At 71.9% G+C, this 18,415-nt stretch carries 20 protein-coding genes; 8 read left to right on the top strand and 12 right to left on the bottom strand.

The genetic code is table 11. The features are described 5' to 3' along the window. Positions 1-220 precede the first annotated feature (220 nt). Both TNCT1_RS15690 and TNCT1_RS15695 read right to left on the bottom strand, forming a co-directional pair. Positions 221-997 (bottom strand): TIGR03936 family radical SAM-associated protein, encoded by a 777-nt coding sequence (locus TNCT1_RS15690; RefSeq protein WP_143632269.1) that lies wholly within the window; start codon positions 995-997, stop codon positions 221-223. Positions 998-1,043: 46 nt separating this feature from the next. Beyond that, positions 1,044-2,135, bottom strand: coding sequence for a hypothetical protein (locus tag TNCT1_RS15695; protein ID WP_143632272.1), 1,092 nt, complete (start codon positions 2,133-2,135; stop codon positions 1,044-1,046). A gap of 194 nt (positions 2,136-2,329) precedes the next feature. On the opposite strand from TNCT1_RS15695, the gene TNCT1_RS15700 reads away from it, so the two are divergent. Together TNCT1_RS15700 and TNCT1_RS15705 are read left to right on the top strand one after the other, a co-directional pair. Beyond that, complete coding sequence (locus TNCT1_RS15700) at positions 2,330-2,683, top strand: DUF805 domain-containing protein (RefSeq protein WP_143632274.1); 354 nt, start codon at positions 2,330-2,332, stop codon at positions 2,681-2,683. A gap of 278 nt (positions 2,684-2,961) precedes the next feature. After that, a complete protein-coding gene (locus tag TNCT1_RS15705; protein ID WP_143632276.1) occupies positions 2,962-3,885 on the top strand; it encodes a hypothetical protein in 924 nt (307 codons plus the stop codon). Between the two features lie 58 nt (positions 3,886-3,943). Here the strand turns inward: TNCT1_RS15705 and TNCT1_RS36300 are convergent, their stop codons facing one another. The 3 genes from TNCT1_RS36300 to TNCT1_RS35555 form a co-directional block, all read right to left on the bottom strand. Then, positions 3,944-6,508: an amino acid permease gene (locus TNCT1_RS36300; RefSeq protein WP_235902605.1), complete on the bottom strand. Its 2,565-nt coding sequence runs from the start codon at positions 6,506-6,508 to the stop codon at positions 3,944-3,946. A 216-nt stretch (positions 6,509-6,724) separates the two neighbouring features. After that, positions 6,725-7,000, bottom strand: a complete 276-nt coding sequence (locus TNCT1_RS15715; protein ID WP_143632278.1) for a hypothetical protein — start codon at positions 6,998-7,000, stop codon at positions 6,725-6,727. Between the two features lie 99 nt (positions 7,001-7,099). Then, positions 7,100-7,897, bottom strand: coding sequence for a hypothetical protein (locus TNCT1_RS35555; protein ID WP_160160400.1), 798 nt, complete (start codon positions 7,895-7,897; stop codon positions 7,100-7,102). A 492-nt stretch (positions 7,898-8,389) separates the two neighbouring features. On the opposite strand from TNCT1_RS35555, the gene TNCT1_RS15720 reads away from it, so the two are divergent. The 3 genes from TNCT1_RS15720 (at position 8,390) to TNCT1_RS15730 (ending at position 9,798) form a co-directional block, all read left to right on the top strand. Next, positions 8,390-8,902: a hypothetical protein gene (locus TNCT1_RS15720; RefSeq protein ID WP_143632280.1), complete on the top strand. Its 513-nt coding sequence runs from the start codon at positions 8,390-8,392 to the stop codon at positions 8,900-8,902. A 201-nt stretch (positions 8,903-9,103) separates the two neighbouring features. Continuing rightward, positions 9,104-9,388 carry a hypothetical protein gene (locus tag TNCT1_RS15725; protein WP_143632282.1) on the top strand — a complete coding sequence of 95 codons (285 nt, stop codon included), beginning with the start codon at positions 9,104-9,106 and terminating at the stop codon, positions 9,386-9,388. Positions 9,389-9,507: 119 nt separating this feature from the next. Further along, on the top strand, positions 9,508-9,798 hold the full coding sequence (locus TNCT1_RS15730; protein WP_143632285.1) for a hypothetical protein: 291 nt from the start codon (positions 9,508-9,510) through the stop codon (positions 9,796-9,798). A 92-nt stretch (positions 9,799-9,890) separates the two neighbouring features. Here the strand turns inward: TNCT1_RS15730 and TNCT1_RS15735 are convergent, their stop codons facing one another. The 6 genes from TNCT1_RS15735 to TNCT1_RS15760 form a co-directional block, all read right to left on the bottom strand. Then, on the bottom strand, positions 9,891-10,235 hold the full coding sequence (locus TNCT1_RS15735; RefSeq protein ID WP_143632287.1) for a hypothetical protein: 345 nt from the start codon (positions 10,233-10,235) through the stop codon (positions 9,891-9,893). Between the two features lie 224 nt (positions 10,236-10,459). Next, positions 10,460-10,768, bottom strand: coding sequence for a hypothetical protein (locus TNCT1_RS15740; RefSeq protein WP_143632289.1), 309 nt, complete (start codon positions 10,766-10,768; stop codon positions 10,460-10,462). Positions 10,769-10,931: 163 nt separating this feature from the next. Next, a complete protein-coding gene (locus TNCT1_RS15745) occupies positions 10,932-11,273 on the bottom strand; it encodes a hypothetical protein (protein WP_143632291.1) in 342 nt (113 codons plus the stop codon). Between the two features lie 55 nt (positions 11,274-11,328). Then, complete coding sequence (locus tag TNCT1_RS15750; RefSeq protein WP_143632293.1) at positions 11,329-11,571, bottom strand: hypothetical protein; 243 nt, start codon at positions 11,569-11,571, stop codon at positions 11,329-11,331. Positions 11,572-11,769: 198 nt separating this feature from the next. Continuing rightward, complete coding sequence (locus TNCT1_RS15755) at positions 11,770-13,197, bottom strand: condensation domain-containing protein (RefSeq protein ID WP_143632295.1); 1,428 nt, start codon at positions 13,195-13,197, stop codon at positions 11,770-11,772. A gap of 172 nt (positions 13,198-13,369) precedes the next feature. Beyond that, complete coding sequence (locus tag TNCT1_RS15760) at positions 13,370-14,047, bottom strand: GAP family protein (protein ID WP_143632298.1); 678 nt, start codon at positions 14,045-14,047, stop codon at positions 13,370-13,372. A gap of 462 nt (positions 14,048-14,509) precedes the next feature. Here TNCT1_RS15760 and TNCT1_RS15765 point away from each other — a divergent pair, with 462 nt between their 5' ends. From TNCT1_RS15765 to TNCT1_RS15775, 3 genes are read left to right on the top strand one after another with little or no spacing between them, the layout of a single operon-like run. Beyond that, the gene (locus TNCT1_RS15765) at positions 14,510-14,749 is read left to right on the top strand and encodes a ferredoxin (protein WP_143632300.1); all 240 of its coding nucleotides are present in this window, start codon (positions 14,510-14,512) and stop codon (positions 14,747-14,749) included. Beyond that, positions 14,746-16,140: an NAD(P)/FAD-dependent oxidoreductase gene (locus TNCT1_RS15770; protein WP_143632302.1), complete on the top strand. Its 1,395-nt coding sequence runs from the start codon at positions 14,746-14,748 to the stop codon at positions 16,138-16,140. The genes TNCT1_RS15765 and TNCT1_RS15770 overlap by 4 nt, the downstream gene beginning before the upstream one ends. A gap of 13 nt (positions 16,141-16,153) precedes the next feature. Next, positions 16,154-17,374, top strand: coding sequence for a cytochrome P450 (locus tag TNCT1_RS15775; RefSeq protein ID WP_143632304.1), 1,221 nt, complete (start codon positions 16,154-16,156; stop codon positions 17,372-17,374). A 109-nt stretch (positions 17,375-17,483) separates the two neighbouring features. Here TNCT1_RS15775 and TNCT1_RS15780 read toward each other — a convergent pair whose 3' ends face one another. Beyond that, positions 17,484-18,401, bottom strand: coding sequence for a DUF5996 family protein (locus tag TNCT1_RS15780; protein ID WP_143632554.1), 918 nt, complete (start codon positions 18,399-18,401; stop codon positions 17,484-17,486). Between the last annotated feature and the right edge of the window lie 14 nt (positions 18,402-18,415).

Below are 18,415 nucleotides of genomic sequence, written 5' to 3' on the forward strand. Positions count from 1 at the left end.
CCGGCGCCGGTCCCGAAGGACCGTTCACCGTTGACGTCCGCGGCCCGCGCTGTACGCGGTGGCCGCCGTCCGGGGCGCGGGCGCCGCACGGGAGCACTCTGTGTCCTGTCTCGCCGGTTCCGTACGCCTTGTCGGTACGGCCTGGCGAAAGTCTTCTGGTCGGTGCGCTGCCCGACCCAGGTGGCTCCCGAGTACGAGGGCTGCGCTACGACGTCCGTCCCTACGCGGAACCTTCCGGCGTCGGCGCCGTCGCGGCGGCGGCCGGTGCGGCCGTCAGGGCCTCGGCTGCCTCGCGGTCGGGCGCGAGCGGGTCGGTCACCGTGCCGGTCTCTTCATCGAACAGCCCCTGCGCCAGCCTGGTCACCGCTGCGGGGACCGGCGGCGCCAGGTCGGCCACGGCGCGGAGACCGGACAGGACGTCGTCGGGTCGTACGGCAGGCGTCACGTGCCGAACAACCAGCCGCAGTATCGCACAGGGCTGGTCGGTCGGCCCATCTGCCCGCGAACTGTGCGTTTCCAGTTCGGCGACCGCCGGGCGTGCGTCGAAGGTGCGGACGCCGTTCTTGGTCATGCGCTGCACCTCGACGGTGCCGGCCGCGGTGAAGGCATCCACCGCGCGCCGGGCGTCGAGCGGGTCGACGCCGTCCAGCCGCAGCTCCCACACGGAGGCCGTGAGCCGGTCGGCGAGTCCCGGGGTCCGTGCCTCGACCGCATCGACGATGTCGAGCCCGGTGGGCAGCGACTCGTCGAGCAGGGCGCGCAGGGTCCCGGGGTCCCGCGCCTCGGTCAGCGCGATCTCCAGGTACTCCGCCTCACTGCCCGTGCCGGTGGGTGCGGCATTGGCGTACGACACCTTTGGATGCGGCGTGAACCCCGCCGAGTACGCCATGGGCACCTCGGCGCGGCGCAGCGCACGCTCGAAGGCGCGCTGGAAGTCACGGTGGCTGGTGAACCGGAGGCGGCCGCGCTTGGTGTAGCGCAGTCGGATGCGCTGCACCGCGGGTGCGGGCGGCGGGCCTTCGGGCTGTCGCTTGCCCAGTGTCCTAGTCCTTCGTGAGAGCGGTGGTACTCCTCTCAAGAGTACGTGTCCCGCGGCCCGCGGGTTCCCGCCGGTCCACCGGAGCCGGCGGGACGGGCCCGCCGAGCAGGGTCCGCCTGAGGTCGGCGCGGGCCTGCCGTACGGTGGCGCGGGCGGCGGCCAGTGCCTGCCGTACGGTCCGCCCCGCCACGCGCGCCGCCTCGGCGGCGGGCCGCAGCACGTGCTTGCGGACCGTGTGTCCGGCGGGGACGAGGACGGTGCGGTGCAGCCGGCGCACCGGGTCCACGAGGATCCACCGCAGGAGGGTCGCCAGGGCCCGCCCCACGGCCCGCGAGATCCGCCCGGCGATCCGCCAGGCGTGCCGGAGGGCCTCCCCGGTCTCCCGCGCGACGACGGCCAGGACCCGGCCCACGGGCACCAGCACCCAGCGCCACAGGGCGAGTGCGGGCAGCACGACGGTGAGGCGGGCCGTCCAGTACAGGACGGCGCCGACGCCCGTGACGAGTGCGCTCACGAGCCACGCCAGCGCCCGTCCCACGGGCGCGAGGACCCACGCGTACAGCCACCGCGCCGGGACGACCAGGAGGTACCGCCCCAGCCAGGCCAGGGCGGCGAACACCCCGGCCCCGGCCGCCGCGAGCAGCAGCCCCGCGCCCTTGAGCAGCCAGGCGATCCCCCGCCCGACGGGGGCCAGCACGCGCGCGTACAGCCACCCGAGCGCGGCGCCGATCGCCCGCGCGACCCGGGCGAGCCCATGCCCGAGGGGCGTCAGCGCGTACCGGTACAGCCATCGCGCCGGTACGACGACGAGCACGTGTCCGAGCCACCCCAGCGCCTTCCCGGCGGGCACCACGCCCCACCGCCACAGCGCGACGAACGGCAGGACGAACAGGGCGCGTCCGAGCCATCGCAGCGACCGGCCGAGCGGGCGCAGCACCGTGCGGGACAGCAGCCGGCCGGCGGCGGTCAGCGCGTCCCACGCCATCCGCACCGGCACCACCAGGACGAGCACGACGATCCGCACGGGAACGCGGATCGCCACGGTCAGGCACCCTTCGGGGTGCGGCGGCCGGACGGGCGGCTTCTCGAGGTCCATGCCCGAACAGACGCGGCCGGAGCCGTTGCGGATGCACCCCCGTATGTCCTCCGGCCGCCTGCCGCGCCCTCCCTGTCACCGAACGACCACAGGCGGGTAACACATTGACCCGGCCACGCCAAAGGCATGGTTTCCGGTCACCGTGACTGGTTCGATGAGAGGCCAACTGAGCATGAGCACCTGGGGGGACACACATGCACTGGTACATCGACGTCCTGAAGAAGTACGCCGTGTTCAGCGGCCGCGCGCGGCGGCAGGAATACTGGATGTTCTTCCTGTTCAACATCATCATCAGCATCGTGCTGGCGATCGTCGACGCCGCCATCGGCTCGAACGTCCTCGGCGGCATCTACGCGCTCGCCACCCTGCTGCCCGGCCTCGGCGTCGCGGTCCGCCGCCTGCACGACACGGGCCGCTCGGGCTGGTGGATCCTGATCGGCCTGATCCCCCTGGTCGGCGCGATCATCCTGATCGTCTTCCTCGCCACCGAGGGCAAGCCGGAGACCAACCAGTACGGCCCGAACCCGAAGTACGCACAGGCCGCCTGAGCGGACACCGCCCGGAGACAGGCCCGCCGGAACTCCTCCGGCGGGCCTTTCGCGTACCTCCCGGGCGGCCCGCGCCGTCAGCGCGGATTCCACCGGTGGGCAAGCCGGATACGGCCATCGGACGCACGGCGCAGGACCATCGGATGGAGACCGTCCGGTAACCGGCCAACGGGACCGGTCCGACGGGGAGTTCTGTTCCGACCCCCCTGCCCGAGACGGTCCAGGACCTCTTCGTACGGCCGGACGCTCGCGGCGGGCACGACTCGGAAGGGACCCCCATGCTCATTCGGAAGTCATTCGCCCGGACCGCCCAGGTGCTGTGCATAGGCGCCGCCGCCGCCCTCGCCCAGACCGCGCTGGCCCCCGCCGCGTCGGCCGCCGTCCTGCCGGTGGCCTGCAGCCAGACCGCCCTGGTCAACGCGATCAACACGGCGAACAGCACCCCCGGGAGCGACACCCTGAACCTGGCTTCCGGCTGCAGGTACGCGCTGACCAACGCACTGCCCAATGGGGTGGGACTGCCCGCCATCACCACGCCGATCGTCATCAACGGCAACGGCGCCACGATCGTCCGCACCTCGGGCACCTTCCGCATCCTCACCGTCAACGGCGGCAACCTCACCCTGCGCTCGGCGACCATCGCCAACGGTGACGCCACGGGCAGCGCGGTCGCGAGCGGGGCCGGCGGCGGCATCGTCGTCACCGGCGGCGGCAGCCTGAACGCCAACGCGGTCGTGATCACGGGCAACCGCGCCGACTTCGGCGGCGGCGTCAGCAACTTCCACGGCTCCACCTCGACGGTGAACGCCGCGGTGGTCTCGGGCAACACCGCGGGTGTCAACGGCGGCGGCCTCGTCAGCGACGGCACCCTGAACGTCGCCGCCTCGACGATCTCCGGGAACCGGGCCGGCGGCGCGGGCGGCGGCATCGCCAACATCGGAACGCTGACGGTGCGCGCCAGCAACATCAGGAGCAACCAGGCGACCACGGGCGGCGGCCTCGCCAACGGCGTGCCCGCCGTCTCCGGCGGCACCTCCACGGTGAGCATCAGCAACATCAGCAACAACACCGCCTCCGGCAACAACCCCGGCGGTATCTACAACAACCACGGCACCGTGAACCTGACCCTGACCACGGTCATCAACAACACCCCCAACAACTGCGCGACCAGCCCGAGCCCTGTCCCCGGCTGCCGCAACTGACCGGCCCCCGCTGACCCGAGGCGCCCCCGCCGGTGGAGAAACCGGCCGGCCGGGGCGCCTACACCTGTCCGTCCCGCGGGGCTCCCGGGTCCCGGCCGTCCGGCTGCGGCAGGTCCTGCTCGGTCCAGAGGGTCTTGCCGGTGGCGGTGTACCGGGTGCCCCAGTGGTGGGTCATCTGGGCGATGATGAACAGGCCCCGGCCCCCCTCGTCGTCGCTCGCGGCGTGCCGCAGGTTGGGCGCGGTGTGGCCGGTGTCGGACACCTCGCAGATCAGCGTCCGGTCCCGGATCAGGCGCACCTGGATCGGGCCGCCGACGTAGCGGATGGCGTTGGTCACCAGTTCGCTGACGATGAGCTCGCTGGTGAACGCCAGGTCCTCCAGCCCCCAGTCGCGGAGCTGCTTGGCGACGGCGGTGCGGATGACGGCCACCTCCGCCGGGTCCGGGGGCAGCTCCCACTGGGTGAACTGGCTCCGGTCGAGCAGCCGGGTGCGGACCACCAGCAGCGTGGCGTCCACGTCCACCGGCCCGGGCAGCAGGGTGTTCACCGCCCGCTCGCACAGCTCGTCCAGGGACTCCCGGTCGCCGGCGAGGATCTTCAGGAGCTGGGTGAGCCCGGCGGCGCGGCCGTTCGCGGCCTGCAGCATGCCGTCCGTGCACAGCGCGACGACACTGCCCGGCGCCAGCCGCAGCTCCGTGCTCTGGTACGGCGTGCCGCCGACGCCCAGCGGTGGTCCGGGGGGCAGTTCCGGACAGCCGACGGCGCCCGTGCGGGGTTCGACGACCGCCAGCACCGGCTCCCCGGCCCGCGCCAGGGTGCACTGGCCCGAGACCGGGTCGTACACCGCGTACAGGCAGGTCACTCCCCTGGCCTCGTCGTCCGGCGGTCTCGGCGGGCCGGGGCCGCCGTGGCCGTCGCCGCGCTCGTGCGCGGTCTGCTCGACCAGGTCGTCGAGGCGGGACAGCAGTTCGTCCGGGTTCAGGTCGAGCCGGGCCAGGACGCGCACCCCGGTGCGCAGGCGGCCCATCGTGGCCGCGGCGCGCAGGCCGTGTCCGAGCACGTCGCCGACGACCAGGCCGACCCTGGTGCCCGACAGGGGGATCACGTCGTACCAGTCGCCGCCCACCCCGGAGCCGTTGTCGGCGGGCAGGTAGCGGCTGGCCGAGTCCAGGGCGGTGTGCTGCGGCAGGCGGCGCGGCAGCAGGCTCCGCTGGAGCTTGAGGGCGACCCCGTGGCCGCGGGTGACCAGCGGCATCAGCAGCAGCCCGAGCAGCAGGGCGCCCAGGCCGATGACCGTGACCCCGCCGGTCGGCCCGAAGACCGGCAGGTCGACGCTGGTCGCGCCGTACCCGGGGGCGGCGTACACGAAGGTGGCGTACAGGAACAGGGCGACCATGAACAGTCCGCCCAGGCCCGGCAGCACGCCCTTGAAAACGAGGTCCTTGGTGCTGCGGTCGAGGATCCCGCGGTAGTACCAGAGGCAGGCGAAGCCGGTCAGGCCGTAGTGGAACGTGATCGCGAGGCCGACGGAGTCGACCGAGTCGGCGAGCACGTTCCCGCTGAAGGAGGTCAGCAGCACGAGGAAGGCGATCGAGACCGCGCCCATCCCGACGGTCGACCAGGTCGGGGTGAGGAACCTGCGGTGCACCCGGGCGAACCGGGCGGGGACGGCCTTGTGGACCGCCATGGAGAACACCGTCCGGGCCAGCGGCAGGATGGTGGTCTGGGTGGACGCCAGCGCCGAGGTCAGCACCATGAGGATCAGCAGTCTCGACAGCACCAGGCCCGTGTCCTGGCTGCCGAAGACGGCCTCGCCCAGGCCGGAGAAGACGTCGTCCGAGTGCTTGGCGTTCCCCAGTCCGATGCCCGAGGTCCCGGTTCCCGCGAAGGCCTGCGCCGAGGTGGACACCAGCGCGTACAGGACCAGCAGCAGCACGGTGGACATGACCGCCGCGCGGCCCGGGATGCGGCTGCTGTCGGCCGTCTCCTCGTTGATCGAGACGGCGGTGTCCCAGCCCCAGTAGATGAAGACCCCGGCCAGCAGGCCCGAGGTGAGGGCCTTCACCGAGGGCACCTCGAAGGGGTTGAACCAGGAGGCGGAGACGTGGATCGCGGCCGGCGTGGCGTCGGTGTAGACACGGACCAGCGCGGCGACGGAGAAGACGACCAGCATCCCCACCTCGAGGCAGAGCAGCCAGCGCTGCAGGACCGCCGAGAACTCGATCCCGACATAGCAGACCGTGGTCATCACCGCGATCCACAGGACGCCGGCGACGGTGGTCCACAGCCGGTCGTCCGCCAGCCCGTCCATGCCGACCAGCCGGAAGCTGTACGTGCCCGCGATCTCGGCGAGACTCGCCATGACGATGACGTTGGCGACGACGATGCCCCAGCCGCCCATCCAGCCGGTGCGCGGGCCGAAGGCGCGGGTCGCCCAGGTGAAGGTGGTCCCGCAGTCGGCGTTGCCGGCGTTGAGTTCCCGGAAGGCGTACGCGATCAGCAGCATCGGGACGAACGACAGCATGATGACGATCGGCGCCTGCAGGCCGACCGCCGCGACGATCAGGCCCAGGGTGGCGGCGAGGCTGTAGGCGGGGGCGGTGGAGGCAAGCCCGATGGCCACCGAGGAGAACATGCCCAGCGCGTCGTTTTTGAGCCCTTTGCGGCCGGCGCCCGTCCCGGGAGCGGGGCGGCCCGCGGACCCTGCGCCGCCAAAATGCCACACACTCGATTCCAACGCCGGGCCACTGACCCCGCAACAGCGCGGAGCGCCCGCGGATGGGTGATCCGCGGGCGCCCGCCGGCCGGTCCGGGCCGGTCCGTCACTGCTCGGGCCGGGTCAGAACGCCTGGTTGTTGCAGCCCATGTTCGAGCCGAGGTGGCTCTGCTGCGCCCCGGGGTTGCCCTCGCCGTTCAGCAGGTTGGCCGCGGCGCCGGTGAGGGCGCCGACGCTGCCGAGCACCTCGATGTTCATGTCGTGCGAGCGGCACTCGACGCCCTGCGTGACGTCGATGTCGTGGCCGGGCTCGCCGTGGGCGAAGGCGCTGCCGGCACCGAGCGAGCCGACGGTGCCGAGCATGGCGCTCAGGAGGACGGCCCTGTGGAACTTGCGCATGGGTTCTCCGTTGTTCGTGAAGCTGGGATCTGCGACGGGTACGGATGGGACACGGCTTGCGTGTGCCGGAGGGACACGCAGCGCCCGCGCCGGGCGGGGTCAGCCGATCCGGGGAAGCCCGAGCTGGCCGACGGGCGGCGCCGCGACCTGGCCGAGGCCGACCGGGGACAGCCCCGGCCCGCTCCCGGGCGCGATGATCGGATTGACCAGCGGGTTCACCTGGGGGTTGACCTGCGGGTTCACCTGCGGGGCGACATGCGCCGGGGGCTCCTGCATGGCCTCGGGCATGGCCACCTGGGGGGCGACCTGCGGCATGACCTGGGGCATCACCTGCGGAACGACCTGCGCCGCCGGCTGCGCGGGGGCGGCCTGCTGGTACGGCGCGGGCTGCTGGTAGGGCTGCTGCTGCGGGTACGGCGCGGGCTGCGCGTACTGCTGCTGCGGGTACTGCTGCTGCGGGGCGTACGGCGACACGGTGGCCTGGGCCGAGCCCTGCGACACGGCCGACGCCGTGGCGTAACCGGTCTGCTGGGGCGCCTGCGGAGCCGGGGCGTAGACCTGGGGGGCGGGCTGCGGAGCCGGGGCCGGGGCGTACGCCTGCGGGGCGGGCTGCGGAGCCGGGGCCGGGGCGTACGCCTGGGGCGCCGGCTGCGGAGCGGGAGCCGGAGCGTAGGCCTGCGGGGCGGGCTGCGGAGCCGGGGCCGGGGCGTACGCCTGGGGCGCCGGCTGTGGAGCGGGGGCCGGGGCGTAGGCCTGCGGCGCCGGCTGGTCGGGGGCCGGCGCCGGAACGGCGCTGCCCTGTCCGACTGGGGAATCGGCATGGCTGACGCCCACACCGATGACGGACAGACCGCCGGCCGCCGCTACAACGAGCGCGGCCCTGTGAAGCTTGCGCATGAAACCCTCGGCCCTTCGATACCTGAAAAGGGAAAGCAATTGCGTTCGTGCCGTCACGCGCACAGCCGGTGCGGTGTTCACACCGCACCGCCGGCAGCGTTACCGCTGACTGGCACGCGGACGCGGCTGGCACGCGGACGTCGCGTGGGAGCGGGCAGCGAGATTCCTCGCCCTCGTTGAGTCCACGGTCGCTGCCTTCTCCCGTCGGAACGAGGACTTCCGCGCCGTGGTCACGGTGCCCCGAAGCGCGTCACCCGTTTGCCGCAGTCCGGGGGGCCCGCACCAGGGCATGCGCCTGCCCGCGCCCTTGCGTCGAATGGGTGACCCCCGAAGCGGCGGCCGTGTCCGCGGCCGTTTCACGCTCGTTCCCCACGGGCCAGGCTCGGCGGCCCATCGCGGCCGTCGGCCGCGATGGGCCGCGGGACAGCGCAGGCTGTGCCGCCCCGTTTCCACCAGGTTCCGCGCACAGGTCAACGAAGGGCCGAGGATTCCATGCGCAAGCTTCACCACGTCGCGCTCGTCATCGCAGCTGCGGGCGGTCTGACCGCCGTCGGCGCCGGCCCGAGCTCCGCCGCCCCCGCCGCCTACAACGGGACCGTTCCACCTCCCGCCTCGCAGCCGGACGCCCAGGCCGCCTCGGCCACCTCGTCCCAGGCGACCGCGCAGACCTACGGTTCACCGGCCCCGCAGCAGGCGGCCCGGCAGGCGGCCCCGGAGCGGGGCGCCGAGGTCGCCCCGCAGCTCAACCCCCAGCTGAACCCGCAGATCAGCCCCCAGATCACCCCCCAGGCCACGCAGCCGGCGAACAACACGAACAACACGAACAACCAGGGCGGTCCGGTGGGCCAGAACAACCTGTTCCGTCCGTACCAGGAGTGCAGCCCGCAGAACCTGCTCGACGCGAACGTCCCGATCGCCCTGCTCGCCGCCGCCCAGACCCGGGGCGTCGACTGCACCCAGGCCAACAGCCAGTCGAACTCCCTGGCCAGCGCCCAGCAGTTCTGACGGCCGGGGCCGCCGCCCGGGCGTCCGCCTGACACGTGCCGGCATCCGACGGCCCGTCATCTCCGGTGCCGGGCAGGGACCTTCCGGCGCTGGCGGAAGATCGGCGCGCCGCCGTTCAATTCAGGGCATTTCGCACTAATCTCCCGTAACTGTAAAACGTCGATCTGCCACAGATCGCACCCCCACTCCACCGGAGATGACATGCGCAAGCTTCGTAACGTCGCCGTCCTGGTCGCCGCCCTCGGCAGCATCGGGCTCGTCGGCGGCACGGCCCAGGCCGCGGGCGGCAAGGGCGGCGACCACGGCGACAGGTTCAACATCCAGCAGAGCACCAACTGCAAGTCGCACGACCTGAACCTGGACCTCCTCGGCAACGTCGGCCTGCTCGACGGTGTGCTGGGCAACGGCCTGAACGGTGAGGGCAACCCGGGTGCCCAGAACACCCACAACGGCTCGACCATGGGCTGCAACAACAGCGCGTTCTGAGCCTCGGTCCGGCGCACCGGCGCCGGAGTGTGGATGGTCCCGGCACCGCGGCCCGCGCCCGGCGCCGGGGCCATCGACGTCCTCCACGTTCTTCCCCCCTCACCCCACCGGGAGATCACATGCACAAGCTCCGTACGACCGCCGTCCTCCTCGCCACCCTCGCCAGCGTCGGGTTCCTCGGGGCCGGCGCCGCCCAGGCCGGCGAAGGCTGGGGCAAGGGCGGCGACGAGTTCAACATCGAGCAGAGCGCCAACTGCAAGTCGCACGACCTGAACGTCGACATCCTGGGCAACCTCGGCATCGCCAACGGCCTGGGCGGCAACCTGCTGAACGGCGAGGGCAACCCGGGCGCGCAGAAGACGTCCAACGGCTCGACCATGGGCTGCAGCAACAGCGCGTTCAGCGGCTGACGGACAAAACGGCAAGCCCCGGCGCCCCGACCCTCGGTCGGGGCGCCGGGGCTTGCCGCTGCCCGGGAGCGGACTGCCCGCGCCGGCGGCGATCAGAAGTCGACGTGCGGCTTCTTGAAGCCCTTGGGCAGCTCCGCCGTGTTGGAGCAGTCGATGACCTGCCCGTTCTGGGCCGGCGTCCCGCCCGCGGTCTCGTCCCCGGAGAACACGACGTTCGGACGGTCGGCCGGGGAGCAGCTCTGGCTCTGCCGGACGACGCGCGTGCCGTCCTTGTCGACGTGTGAGTCGTTCTTCTGAACACATGCGGCGCCACTGTGCGCGGTGCCGCCGCAGCCCCCCTCGACCCCGCCGGCGTACGCCTGGCCGGCGCCGAGGCAGAGCGCGGCGAGGCTCCCCACGAGTCCCGAAACGACCGCGGTCTTCTGCGCGTTGAACATGTGCTGTGTTCCCTTCCTCAAGACGGAGGCCCGGGCGCCGTCACCTCTGACCGGCGTGCGCCCGGGCCGATATCCCTGAACACCGCCTTCACCGAGCGGACTTGACGTCCGGACCGGACCGGCGGTGGAATCACGGCAGCCCGGACGCGTGCCGTTACGGCCGGCGCGCGCCCGGGCTGCCTTCGCCACGGTGTCACCCGGACACCGGTGGACGGACTACTTCCTTACTGCTCCCCGCCGTGCTCGCCGTAGCCCTGCTCGGGCTCGTCGTTCTTCTGCTCCTCCTGCGGCTGACCCTGCGGCTGCTCCTCGGGCTGGCCCTGCGCCTGCGGCTGCTCCTCCGGCTGACCCTCCGGCTGGCCCTGCGGCTGGACGAAGTTGCCGCCGACGGCGACAGCGTTGGCCGAGGAGTTGGCCACGGCGCTGATCGACGGAGGCGCGTCGTTCTCGCCGGCGAAGCTGGCCCCGGCGCCGAAGAGGGAGAGCCCGGCCACCGCCGCCGCTACGAGCGCAGCGCGCTGAAACTTACGCATGTATAGACCCTTTCGTACCCGGGCAGGACGCCCGGTTCGACTACGTAACGTGAGCTTATACACACGCGCCGTAGTTGCCGAGGATCTACACCGTTCATGTCGCGTCGGCAACTCGAAGCGGCATCCGGCGGACGGTGCGACCGGAAGATTCCGGATCCGGCACTCAGGAGAACTGGTCGAGCGACTCCTCTTCCCCGTCGCCCTTTCCGATCGGCACCCCCACCGTCGCGGGGGAACAGGTGACCTCGGGGCCGATCCGGGTGACGCCGCCACCCAGGGCGGGCAGCCTCAGGGGCTGCACCGGCACGCAGGTCTCCTGATGGGGGATGGTGCCACCCTCCGGCACCTCGCCCTTGATCCGCTGCGAGCAGCTGACGTTGCCCTGGAGGTCGTGGGCGCAGGGCGTCGGCCCTCCGGCGGCGAACGCCTGGGTGACACCGGCGCAGACCACGGTGAGGCCGCCGACGAGCCCGGCGACGGCCGCGAACTTCATCCTGCTGAACATGTCGATGCGTCTTCCTGTGCAGGGGCGCCCGGGAACCGGCCGCACCGAGCCGGACTCAGCCGTTGAAAGCGGTGTTGTACTGGCCACAGGCGGTGTCCAGGTTGCCGGCGATACCGAGTACGCCCACCGGGATGTTGCTCTCCGCCACCGTCTGCGGGCTGCACTCCTGGTACGGGCGGTAGGAGTCGGTCACCTTCGGCCCGTGGTCGGCGGGGGCGGCGACCGCCGCGCCGACACCGATGGCGGACAGACCGCCGGCCGCCATCGCCGCGATCACAACCTGCTGGAACTTGCGCATGGAACCCTCAGTCCTTTGCCTGAACAACGAATTTGATTGCCTAGCGTGACCGATCAGACACTAGCAGTAGCCGGACGGGGCATTCCACATTCCTGGTCCGGTCGGGGGCGGTACAGCCCCAACGAGGTCACCGCGGGACGCCGATTGACCGCACGCTGCGCCGAGTTGACGAACTCCTGCGCGACCGAGCGGAGTTCGTCAGAGGAAGGCCGGCTCCGCGACCCGCTGGAAATCGCGTGCGGAGGGGTCGTGCGCGGGCACGGAGCGGATGAAGTCCCGCAGTTTCTCCCTGTACAGCCGTACGTTCTTGTACGCGACCTCGGTGTCCGGGTAGCGGCAGGCGAACCACAGGCCCTCGTCCAGCCGGTTGACCCAGGCGCACACCTGGTCGCCGTACGAGACCCGGATCAGCCCGTACGCCTTCTGCTCGGCCCAGCGGGCCGAACCGGGAGTCGGGCGGGCGTCCACGTACGAGACGATCGAGTACATGTCGGGCGAGGTCGGCCGGAAGTCCGCGCCGAGCAGGCGCAGTACGCGGGCCAGCGGGATCCGCGCCAGCGACCGGTTGGTCCTCAGCTCGGCGCGGACCGTGGCGAGCGCGTCGTCGAAGCTCCGCGCCGCGGGCACCTCGATCGGCGCACCGCCGACGTACCAGCCGACGGAGTCGGACCACGCCGACTTCAGCCGGGTGTGGAACGGCACGACCGTGCGGTAGACCGGCTGCCCGCCCAGCTCGTGGACGATCAGGCTCGTCGCGGCCAGGACCCCGACCAGGCTGCCGCCGTAGGGCCTGCAGTACGCCTCGAACGCGGCGGCGGCGGCCGCGTCGACGAGCGGCTCGCACAGCAGCTTCTGGGCCGGCAGCGCGTCGCCGGGCCGCAGACCGAGATCGACGGGGAACTCCGGGAGCCTGCCCTCGCACCGGCCGATGAACTCCCGCCAGCGGGCCACGATCGCGTGGGTGTCGTCGATCCCGTCCGCGCTGGTCCGCTCCTGCTCGCAGAAGTCGACGTAACTGCCCGGCGGCGGCCCGGCGGCGGGCCGGCCGGCGACGTCCGCGGTGTACAACTCGTGGATCTCGTCGGGGATGCGCTGCAGCGAGTAGGCGTCGACGTTGGTGTGGTCGAAGGCCATGTACACGCTGGTGGAGTCCTCGCGTACGACCGCCGCGTAGATGAGGTTCGGCCAGCCGAGCGCGTCCGCCGCCACGTCGAACCGATCCTGCAGGTACCGGACCAGGGCGTTGGTGTCGGCGAAGTCGCCGACCACCTCGCGGTGCAGGGACACGTCCCGCTCGTCGAGGGTGAACCGGTGCATGTCGTCGTCGGCCCACCGGAAACCGCTGCGCAGCGTCTCGTGACGCAACGTCCAGCTTCGCAGGGCCCGTTCCAGGGCATCGAGGTCGGCCCGCCCGGGCAGGTCGAACGCGGTGCCCAGCCAGGTCGGTACGAACAGTCCGTCCTCCCGCACCGAACGGGCCGTCCGGATGTGCGACTCCTGGATGTACGCCGGCGGCCGCGGGTCCGGCGGCAGCACCGCGGCGGCCTCCACGGTCGCAGGGCTGAACGTCCACTCGACGAGTCGTCCGGGCCGGACCTCGCAGCGCTGGATGTCAGAAATTCGCACGGTGGCGTCTCCTTCGCAGAAGACACCAGCTTGATGAAGGGTGCGCCGTGCGCGAGCGGCGGCCGCCGTGTCGCCGCCGTTTCAGCGGGACGTGTGACGCGTCGAACGACGAAGCGATCTTGTGGAGTTGACGTGAGGTGTGGATACCGGGGAGCCGGCGTGCGGGTTCGGGTCAGGAACTCAGCACACCGATGCCGTCCCCCAGCAGCTTCAGCCCGAACACGAAGAACAGGACGGCCATGACGGCGATGTTGTGCCGCGCGGCCCACTCCTTCCAGTTGGCCAGAGTGCCTTTCGCCCGCTCCCGCATGACCAGGTAGACCGCCAGCGGGATCAGCAGACCGAGGGAGGCGACCACGACGAAGAGCGCCAGGGCGCCGATCTGCTGCCCGGCCGGCAGTCCCGACGCGCTGATGGAGGCGGCCGCGGCGATGGTCAGCGGGGCGTTCTTCAGGTTTCCGGCCGACAGCAGGAGGGCGAGCAGGAAGATCTTCACGGCGGGGAAGCCGTCGATCGCCGCCATCCACCTGGGCAGCCGGGCCTGTGTGACGTCGGTGGGGCGACGGCGCCACATCCGCACCGCGAACAGGATCAGCGCGACGCCCAGCGCGAGCTTGAGGGCCCCCACCCAGTCGGCCGGCTGCCCGTGCTCGCCGGCGCTCCCCTGTCCGCCGATCACCAGCATCACCGCGCCCAGGCCCGACAGGCCCACCAGCCAGCCCGCGGTGAACACCAGACCGTTCACCCGGCCGCGCGGCGTCGCCAGCACGATGATGAGCGCGATGACCGGAAGAGGACTGACGGCGACACCGGCCGCCAGGCCCAGCACATCACCCAGCACTTTTCCCATGCGTGCCTCCGGCACATCGAAGAACCGCACCGATCACCGCGCGGCCACCCACCATCCGCCCACCCGCCACTCGTAAAGAGTCGTCCAAACGCGCCCGGACCGCACGGGCAGGCGGCCCGCGGGTGAACGGCGGCACGGCTCCACCGGTTCCTGCGCACCCGGGCGGCCCAGACGCCCCACGGCGGAGCGCAAGGTGCCCGGTGTGCGAGGGATATGCACCGGAGCTAGGCTTTTGTCACAACAGGGTCGGCTTCTCCGGGCGGCTTCACAGGTGACGTTCGCCCTGTCGGCGACGGCCAATTCTGCTGCAGATACCCGACGAGCACGGTGCGGCCCCTCGCATGTCCGCAGGAGCGGGCGGCTGCCTCATTCCGCTCATCGAACGTCTTCCCGCGCGCCGTGCGTGCCGCGGTGACACCGGCTCCCGGGGTCCGCAGTTCCGTAGTCCCTGTGGAGGTCGGGATGAGAGTTGTCGTTGATCTTTCCAGGTGCCAGGGGTACGCCCAGTGCGCCTTCCTGGCTCCGGACGCCTTCCGGATGCACGGCGAGGAAGCCCTGATGTACCACCCCGGACCCGACGACGCCCAGCGCGAGCAGGTACTGCGCGCCGCGGCCGCCTGCCCGGTCCAGGCGATCCTCGTCGACCGGCTGGAAGGACAACCCACGGGCGAGAACGCACCGATCGAGGCGACGGCGTCATGACCAGCGCCGACAACCTCCGGGCCTTCAAGCGCGACGGCCGCATCGTGGTCGTCGGGGCGTCGCTGGCGGGACTGCGGGCCGCGGAGACCCTGCGCGACGAGGGTTTCACCGGATCGCTGACCATGATCGGTGACGAGCTGGGCGAGCCCTACGACCGCCCGCCCCTGTCCAAGCAGGTACTGACCGGGTGGGTACCGGCCGGCGACACCACACTGCCGCGCCGCCGTGCCGTCGAGGCGGAGTGGCTGCTGGGCGTGCCCGCCAGCGGGCTGGACATGGCGGCCAACCACGTGTGCCTCGCCGACGGACGGGAGATCCCCTTCGACCGGGTGCTCATCTCCACCGGGGTACGGGCCCGGCCCTGGTTCGTCGAGAGCGAGGCGGCCCTGGACGGCGTCTTCGTGCTGCGCACCCGCGAACACGCCGAGGGCCTGCAGCAGGCCCTGGCCGCCGGCCCCTCCCGGGTGCTCGTCATCGGCGCCGGATTCACCGGCTCCGAGATCGCCTCCATCTGCCGGGAACGGGACATCCCGGTCACCGTCGCCGAGCTCGCGCCGTTCCCGCTGGTCGGGGCGCTCGGCGCGATGATCGGCGAGGTAGCCGCGGGCATGCAGCGCGCGCACGGCGTGGACCTGCGCTGCGGCGTCAAGGTCACCCGGCTGGAGGGCGACGCCCAGGGGCACTTCCGCCGCGCCCACTTCGACGACGGCAGCACGGTCGACGCCGACGTGGCCGTGGTGGCGCTCGGGGGCATCCGCAACACCGAGTGGCTGCGGGGCTCGGGACTGGCGGCCGGCGTCTGGGGGATCGCCTGCGACACGGGCTGCCGTGCCCTCACCCTCGACGGCCTGATCACCGACGACGTCTTCGCCGCCGGGGACGTGGCCCGCTGCCCCAACCCGGTCTACGAGTACCGGCTCATCTCGCTGGAGCACTGGGCCAACGCCGTGGAACAGGCCGAGGTCGCGGCGCACAACATGGTCAGCGGCCAGGCGGACCGCTGGCCCCACCTGACCCTGCCGCTGTTCTGGTCCATCCAGTTCGGCGTCAACATCAAGTCCGTCGGCGTGCCGACCTTCGCCGACGAGGTGGTCGTCACCCAGGGATCGGTGTCCGAACAGCGCTTCGTGGCCGCGTACGGCTACCGGGGCCGGGTCACCGCGGCGGTGAGCTTCAACAACGCGAAGTGGCTCGACCACTACCGGCGGCTGATCGAGACGGCCGCGCCCTTCCCGCCGCCCTGCCCCACACCCGACCAGCCCGCCGACATGAAGCCGGTTCCGGTCGACTTCCCCGGTCCCGCCCTGCTCGCCCAGGGCGCCACCGTGGTCGTCACCGGTCACGACCCGGGCGAACGGCGGGTCACGGCCGCGCAGCAGAACCACCGCTAGGAGGGGAAGCGAGATGACCACGACCGAGACGCCCGACACCCTCCACCGGATCCTCGACTACTCCTCCCGGCCCGACCCGTACCCGCTGTACGCCGAACTGCGCCGGACCCCGGTGGCCCGGCAGGAGGACGGCAGCTACGTCGTCAGCACCTACCGCGAGATCGCGGACCTGCTGCACGACCCGCACCTGAGCTCCGACGTCCGCAACCTGTCCCACCCGATGCCCTCGGCCGAGGGCACGACCACGCCGGCGTTCATCAACATGGACCCGCCCGAACACGACCGCATGCGGCGCATGGCGATGCGCCACTTCGGCCCGCCGCACACCCCCGGGCTGGTGGCCGGCCTGGACCCCGACCTGACCGCCGTCGTCAGCCGTCTCATCGACGACTTCGCGGGCAAGGAACGGATCGACATCGTCGACGACTTCGCCTACCCGTTCCCCGTCACGGTCATCTGCCACCTGCTCGGCGTGCCGCGCGAGGACGAGCCCAGGTTCCGCCTGTGGGTGAACGACATCATCGACGCGATCGCCTACGACCCGAAAACCGACCCGAAGGAGAAACTGGACAACGGGATAAAGGCCAGGCAGGCCCTGCGCCAGTACCTGGGCGGACTGCTCGAACAACGCCACGGCAAGCCGGGAGACGACCTGTTGTCCCGGCTGGCCAACGACGACGGGCCGGACGGACGGATGACCGACGAGGAGATCGTCGCCACCGCCAACCTGCTGCTGATCGCCGGCCACGAGACCACCGTCAACCTCATCACCAACGGCATGCTCACCCTGCTGCGCCAGCCCGAGGTGCTCCAGCGGCTGCGCGCCGAACCGGACCTGGTCGTGCCGCTGGTCGAGGAACTGCTGCGCTACGAGCCGCCCGTGCACATCATTCCCTGGCGGGCGGCGTACAGCGACATCAGCGTCGCGGACACCGTCATCCCGAAGGGCTCGCAGATCATGCTCATGCTGGCCTCGGGCAGCCGCGACCCGGACCGCTTCCACGATCCCGACCGCTTCGACCCTGACCGGCGGGACAACCAGCACCTGGGCTTCGGCAGCGGCATCCACCTGTGCTTCGGCGGCCCGCTGGCCCGGCGGGAGACCCAGATCGCGCTGACCGAACTGGCACGCCGCCTGGACGGTCCCCGGCTGGTCGCCGATCCCCCGCCGTACCGCCGCAGCCCCATCCTGCGCGGCCCGATCCACCTGCCCGTCGACCAGGGCGGCGGCTGAGAGCGGAACCGGCCGCACACCTTCGGGCCCCCTCCCGGAGCGGGAGGGGGCCCTCAGCTCTAGCACCGGGCTTGCCGGACCGGGCCGGCGGACTTCACCGGACCGGGAGTCAGCCCTGCCGGACCGCGTCCGTGACGCCTCCGGGGCACGCGAGCGTCGCGATGTCCCATCCGGCCCGTCCGGCCCCGGCCCGGTAGGCGCTGTCGTAGAAGGCGAGGACGGTGGCACGGGGATCGGTCTCGGCGCGGGCCGCGTCGTAGCGCAGCACCGCCAGGTGGCTGTCGCCGCGCGCGACCCACCGCGCGGACGCCGGGCTGAGCGGCTCCCCGGCCAGGCCGGCGGGCTCAGGGGCGGTGTAGGAGTAGAAGGCGGGCTCGGTGAAGGTGTCGTCGCCGAACCAGAAGCCGAAGCTGATCACTTCCCGGGAGTACGCCTCCCGAGTGACCGGGTCGACCTGCCGGGGCTGGTCGACCTGCCGCCCGGAGAACCGGCTGTGGGCGATGTCGAAGGTGTGCCAGAAGTGGTGAACCGGGCTGCTCTTGCCCGAGTAGCCCGCCGCGAACTCCTCCAGCACGGACGCCACCTGGCTCAGGATCCGCCAGTAGCGGTTGGCGGCCGACGGATCGTAGGTCGCGTGCTCGGTGTCCTGGGCGAACGGCCGGCCGGTGTCGGGCAGGTCGAAGGGCCTGGGGATGGCGATGTCCACCTGGACGCCCAGCGCGTTCAGCGCGGCCAGGGTCGCGTCGTGGAAGGACGCGACGGACTGGCCCGGAAGCGGGAAGGACCGCTCCTCGCCGTCCAGCGTCGCGACGACGAGCCGGTGGTCGACGAAGTCGAAGTCGATCGTGAAGATCGGATTCCCGTCGACCTGGCCCATCGGACGCGTGGTGATGCCCCGCCCCGTGACATGGAACGGGACGTTCCACCAATGGTTGCGCCGGGCGCTCGCCGCCAGGCGGATCTTGCCGACGATCTGCTCGAAGCGGTGCAGGGTCTCTTTGGTGTCCCGCCACTCCGACAAGGGCATCGGCGGGAAAAGCT

It is taken from the genome of Streptomyces sp. 1-11 (genome assembly GCF_007176755.1).
Taxonomy (GTDB): domain Bacteria; phylum Actinomycetota; class Actinomycetes; order Streptomycetales; family Streptomycetaceae; genus Streptomyces.

What these genes read in the sequence shown, in the direction of transcription:
- TNCT1_RS15695 (WP_143632272.1), bottom strand. Translation starts at nt 2,135, where the DNA reads ATGGACCTCGAGAAGCCGCCCGTCCGGCCGCCGCACCCCGAAGGGTGC.
- TNCT1_RS15700 (WP_143632274.1), top strand. Translation starts at nt 2,330, where the DNA reads ATGCACTGGTACATCGACGTCCTGAAGAAGTACGCCGTGTTCAGCGGC.
- TNCT1_RS15705 (WP_143632276.1), top strand. Translation starts at nt 2,962, where the DNA reads ATGCTCATTCGGAAGTCATTCGCCCGGACCGCCCAGGTGCTGTGCATA.
- TNCT1_RS15715 (WP_143632278.1), bottom strand. Translation starts at nt 7,000, where the DNA reads ATGCGCAAGTTCCACAGGGCCGTCCTCCTGAGCGCCATGCTCGGCACC.
- TNCT1_RS35555 (WP_160160400.1), bottom strand. Translation starts at nt 7,897, where the DNA reads ATGCGCAAGCTTCACAGGGCCGCGCTCGTTGTAGCGGCGGCCGGCGGT.
- TNCT1_RS15720 (WP_143632280.1), top strand. Translation starts at nt 8,390, where the DNA reads ATGCGCAAGCTTCACCACGTCGCGCTCGTCATCGCAGCTGCGGGCGGT.
- TNCT1_RS15725 (WP_143632282.1), top strand. Translation starts at nt 9,104, where the DNA reads ATGCGCAAGCTTCGTAACGTCGCCGTCCTGGTCGCCGCCCTCGGCAGC.
- TNCT1_RS15730 (WP_143632285.1), top strand. Translation starts at nt 9,508, where the DNA reads ATGCACAAGCTCCGTACGACCGCCGTCCTCCTCGCCACCCTCGCCAGC.
- TNCT1_RS15735 (WP_143632287.1), bottom strand. Translation starts at nt 10,235, where the DNA reads ATGTTCAACGCGCAGAAGACCGCGGTCGTTTCGGGACTCGTGGGGAGC.
- TNCT1_RS15740 (WP_143632289.1), bottom strand. Translation starts at nt 10,768, where the DNA reads ATGCGTAAGTTTCAGCGCGCTGCGCTCGTAGCGGCGGCGGTGGCCGGG.
- TNCT1_RS15745 (WP_143632291.1), bottom strand. Translation starts at nt 11,273, where the DNA reads ATGTTCAGCAGGATGAAGTTCGCGGCCGTCGCCGGGCTCGTCGGCGGC.
- TNCT1_RS15750 (WP_143632293.1), bottom strand. Translation starts at nt 11,571, where the DNA reads ATGCGCAAGTTCCAGCAGGTTGTGATCGCGGCGATGGCGGCCGGCGGT.
- TNCT1_RS15760 (WP_143632298.1), bottom strand. Translation starts at nt 14,047, where the DNA reads ATGGGAAAAGTGCTGGGTGATGTGCTGGGCCTGGCGGCCGGTGTCGCC.
- TNCT1_RS15765 (WP_143632300.1), top strand. Translation starts at nt 14,510, where the DNA reads ATGAGAGTTGTCGTTGATCTTTCCAGGTGCCAGGGGTACGCCCAGTGC.
- TNCT1_RS15770 (WP_143632302.1), top strand. Translation starts at nt 14,746, where the DNA reads ATGACCAGCGCCGACAACCTCCGGGCCTTCAAGCGCGACGGCCGCATC.
- TNCT1_RS15775 (WP_143632304.1), top strand. Translation starts at nt 16,154, where the DNA reads ATGACCACGACCGAGACGCCCGACACCCTCCACCGGATCCTCGACTAC.
- TNCT1_RS15780 (WP_143632554.1), bottom strand. Translation starts at nt 18,401, where the DNA reads ATGCCCTTGTCGGAGTGGCGGGACACCAAAGAGACCCTGCACCGCTTC.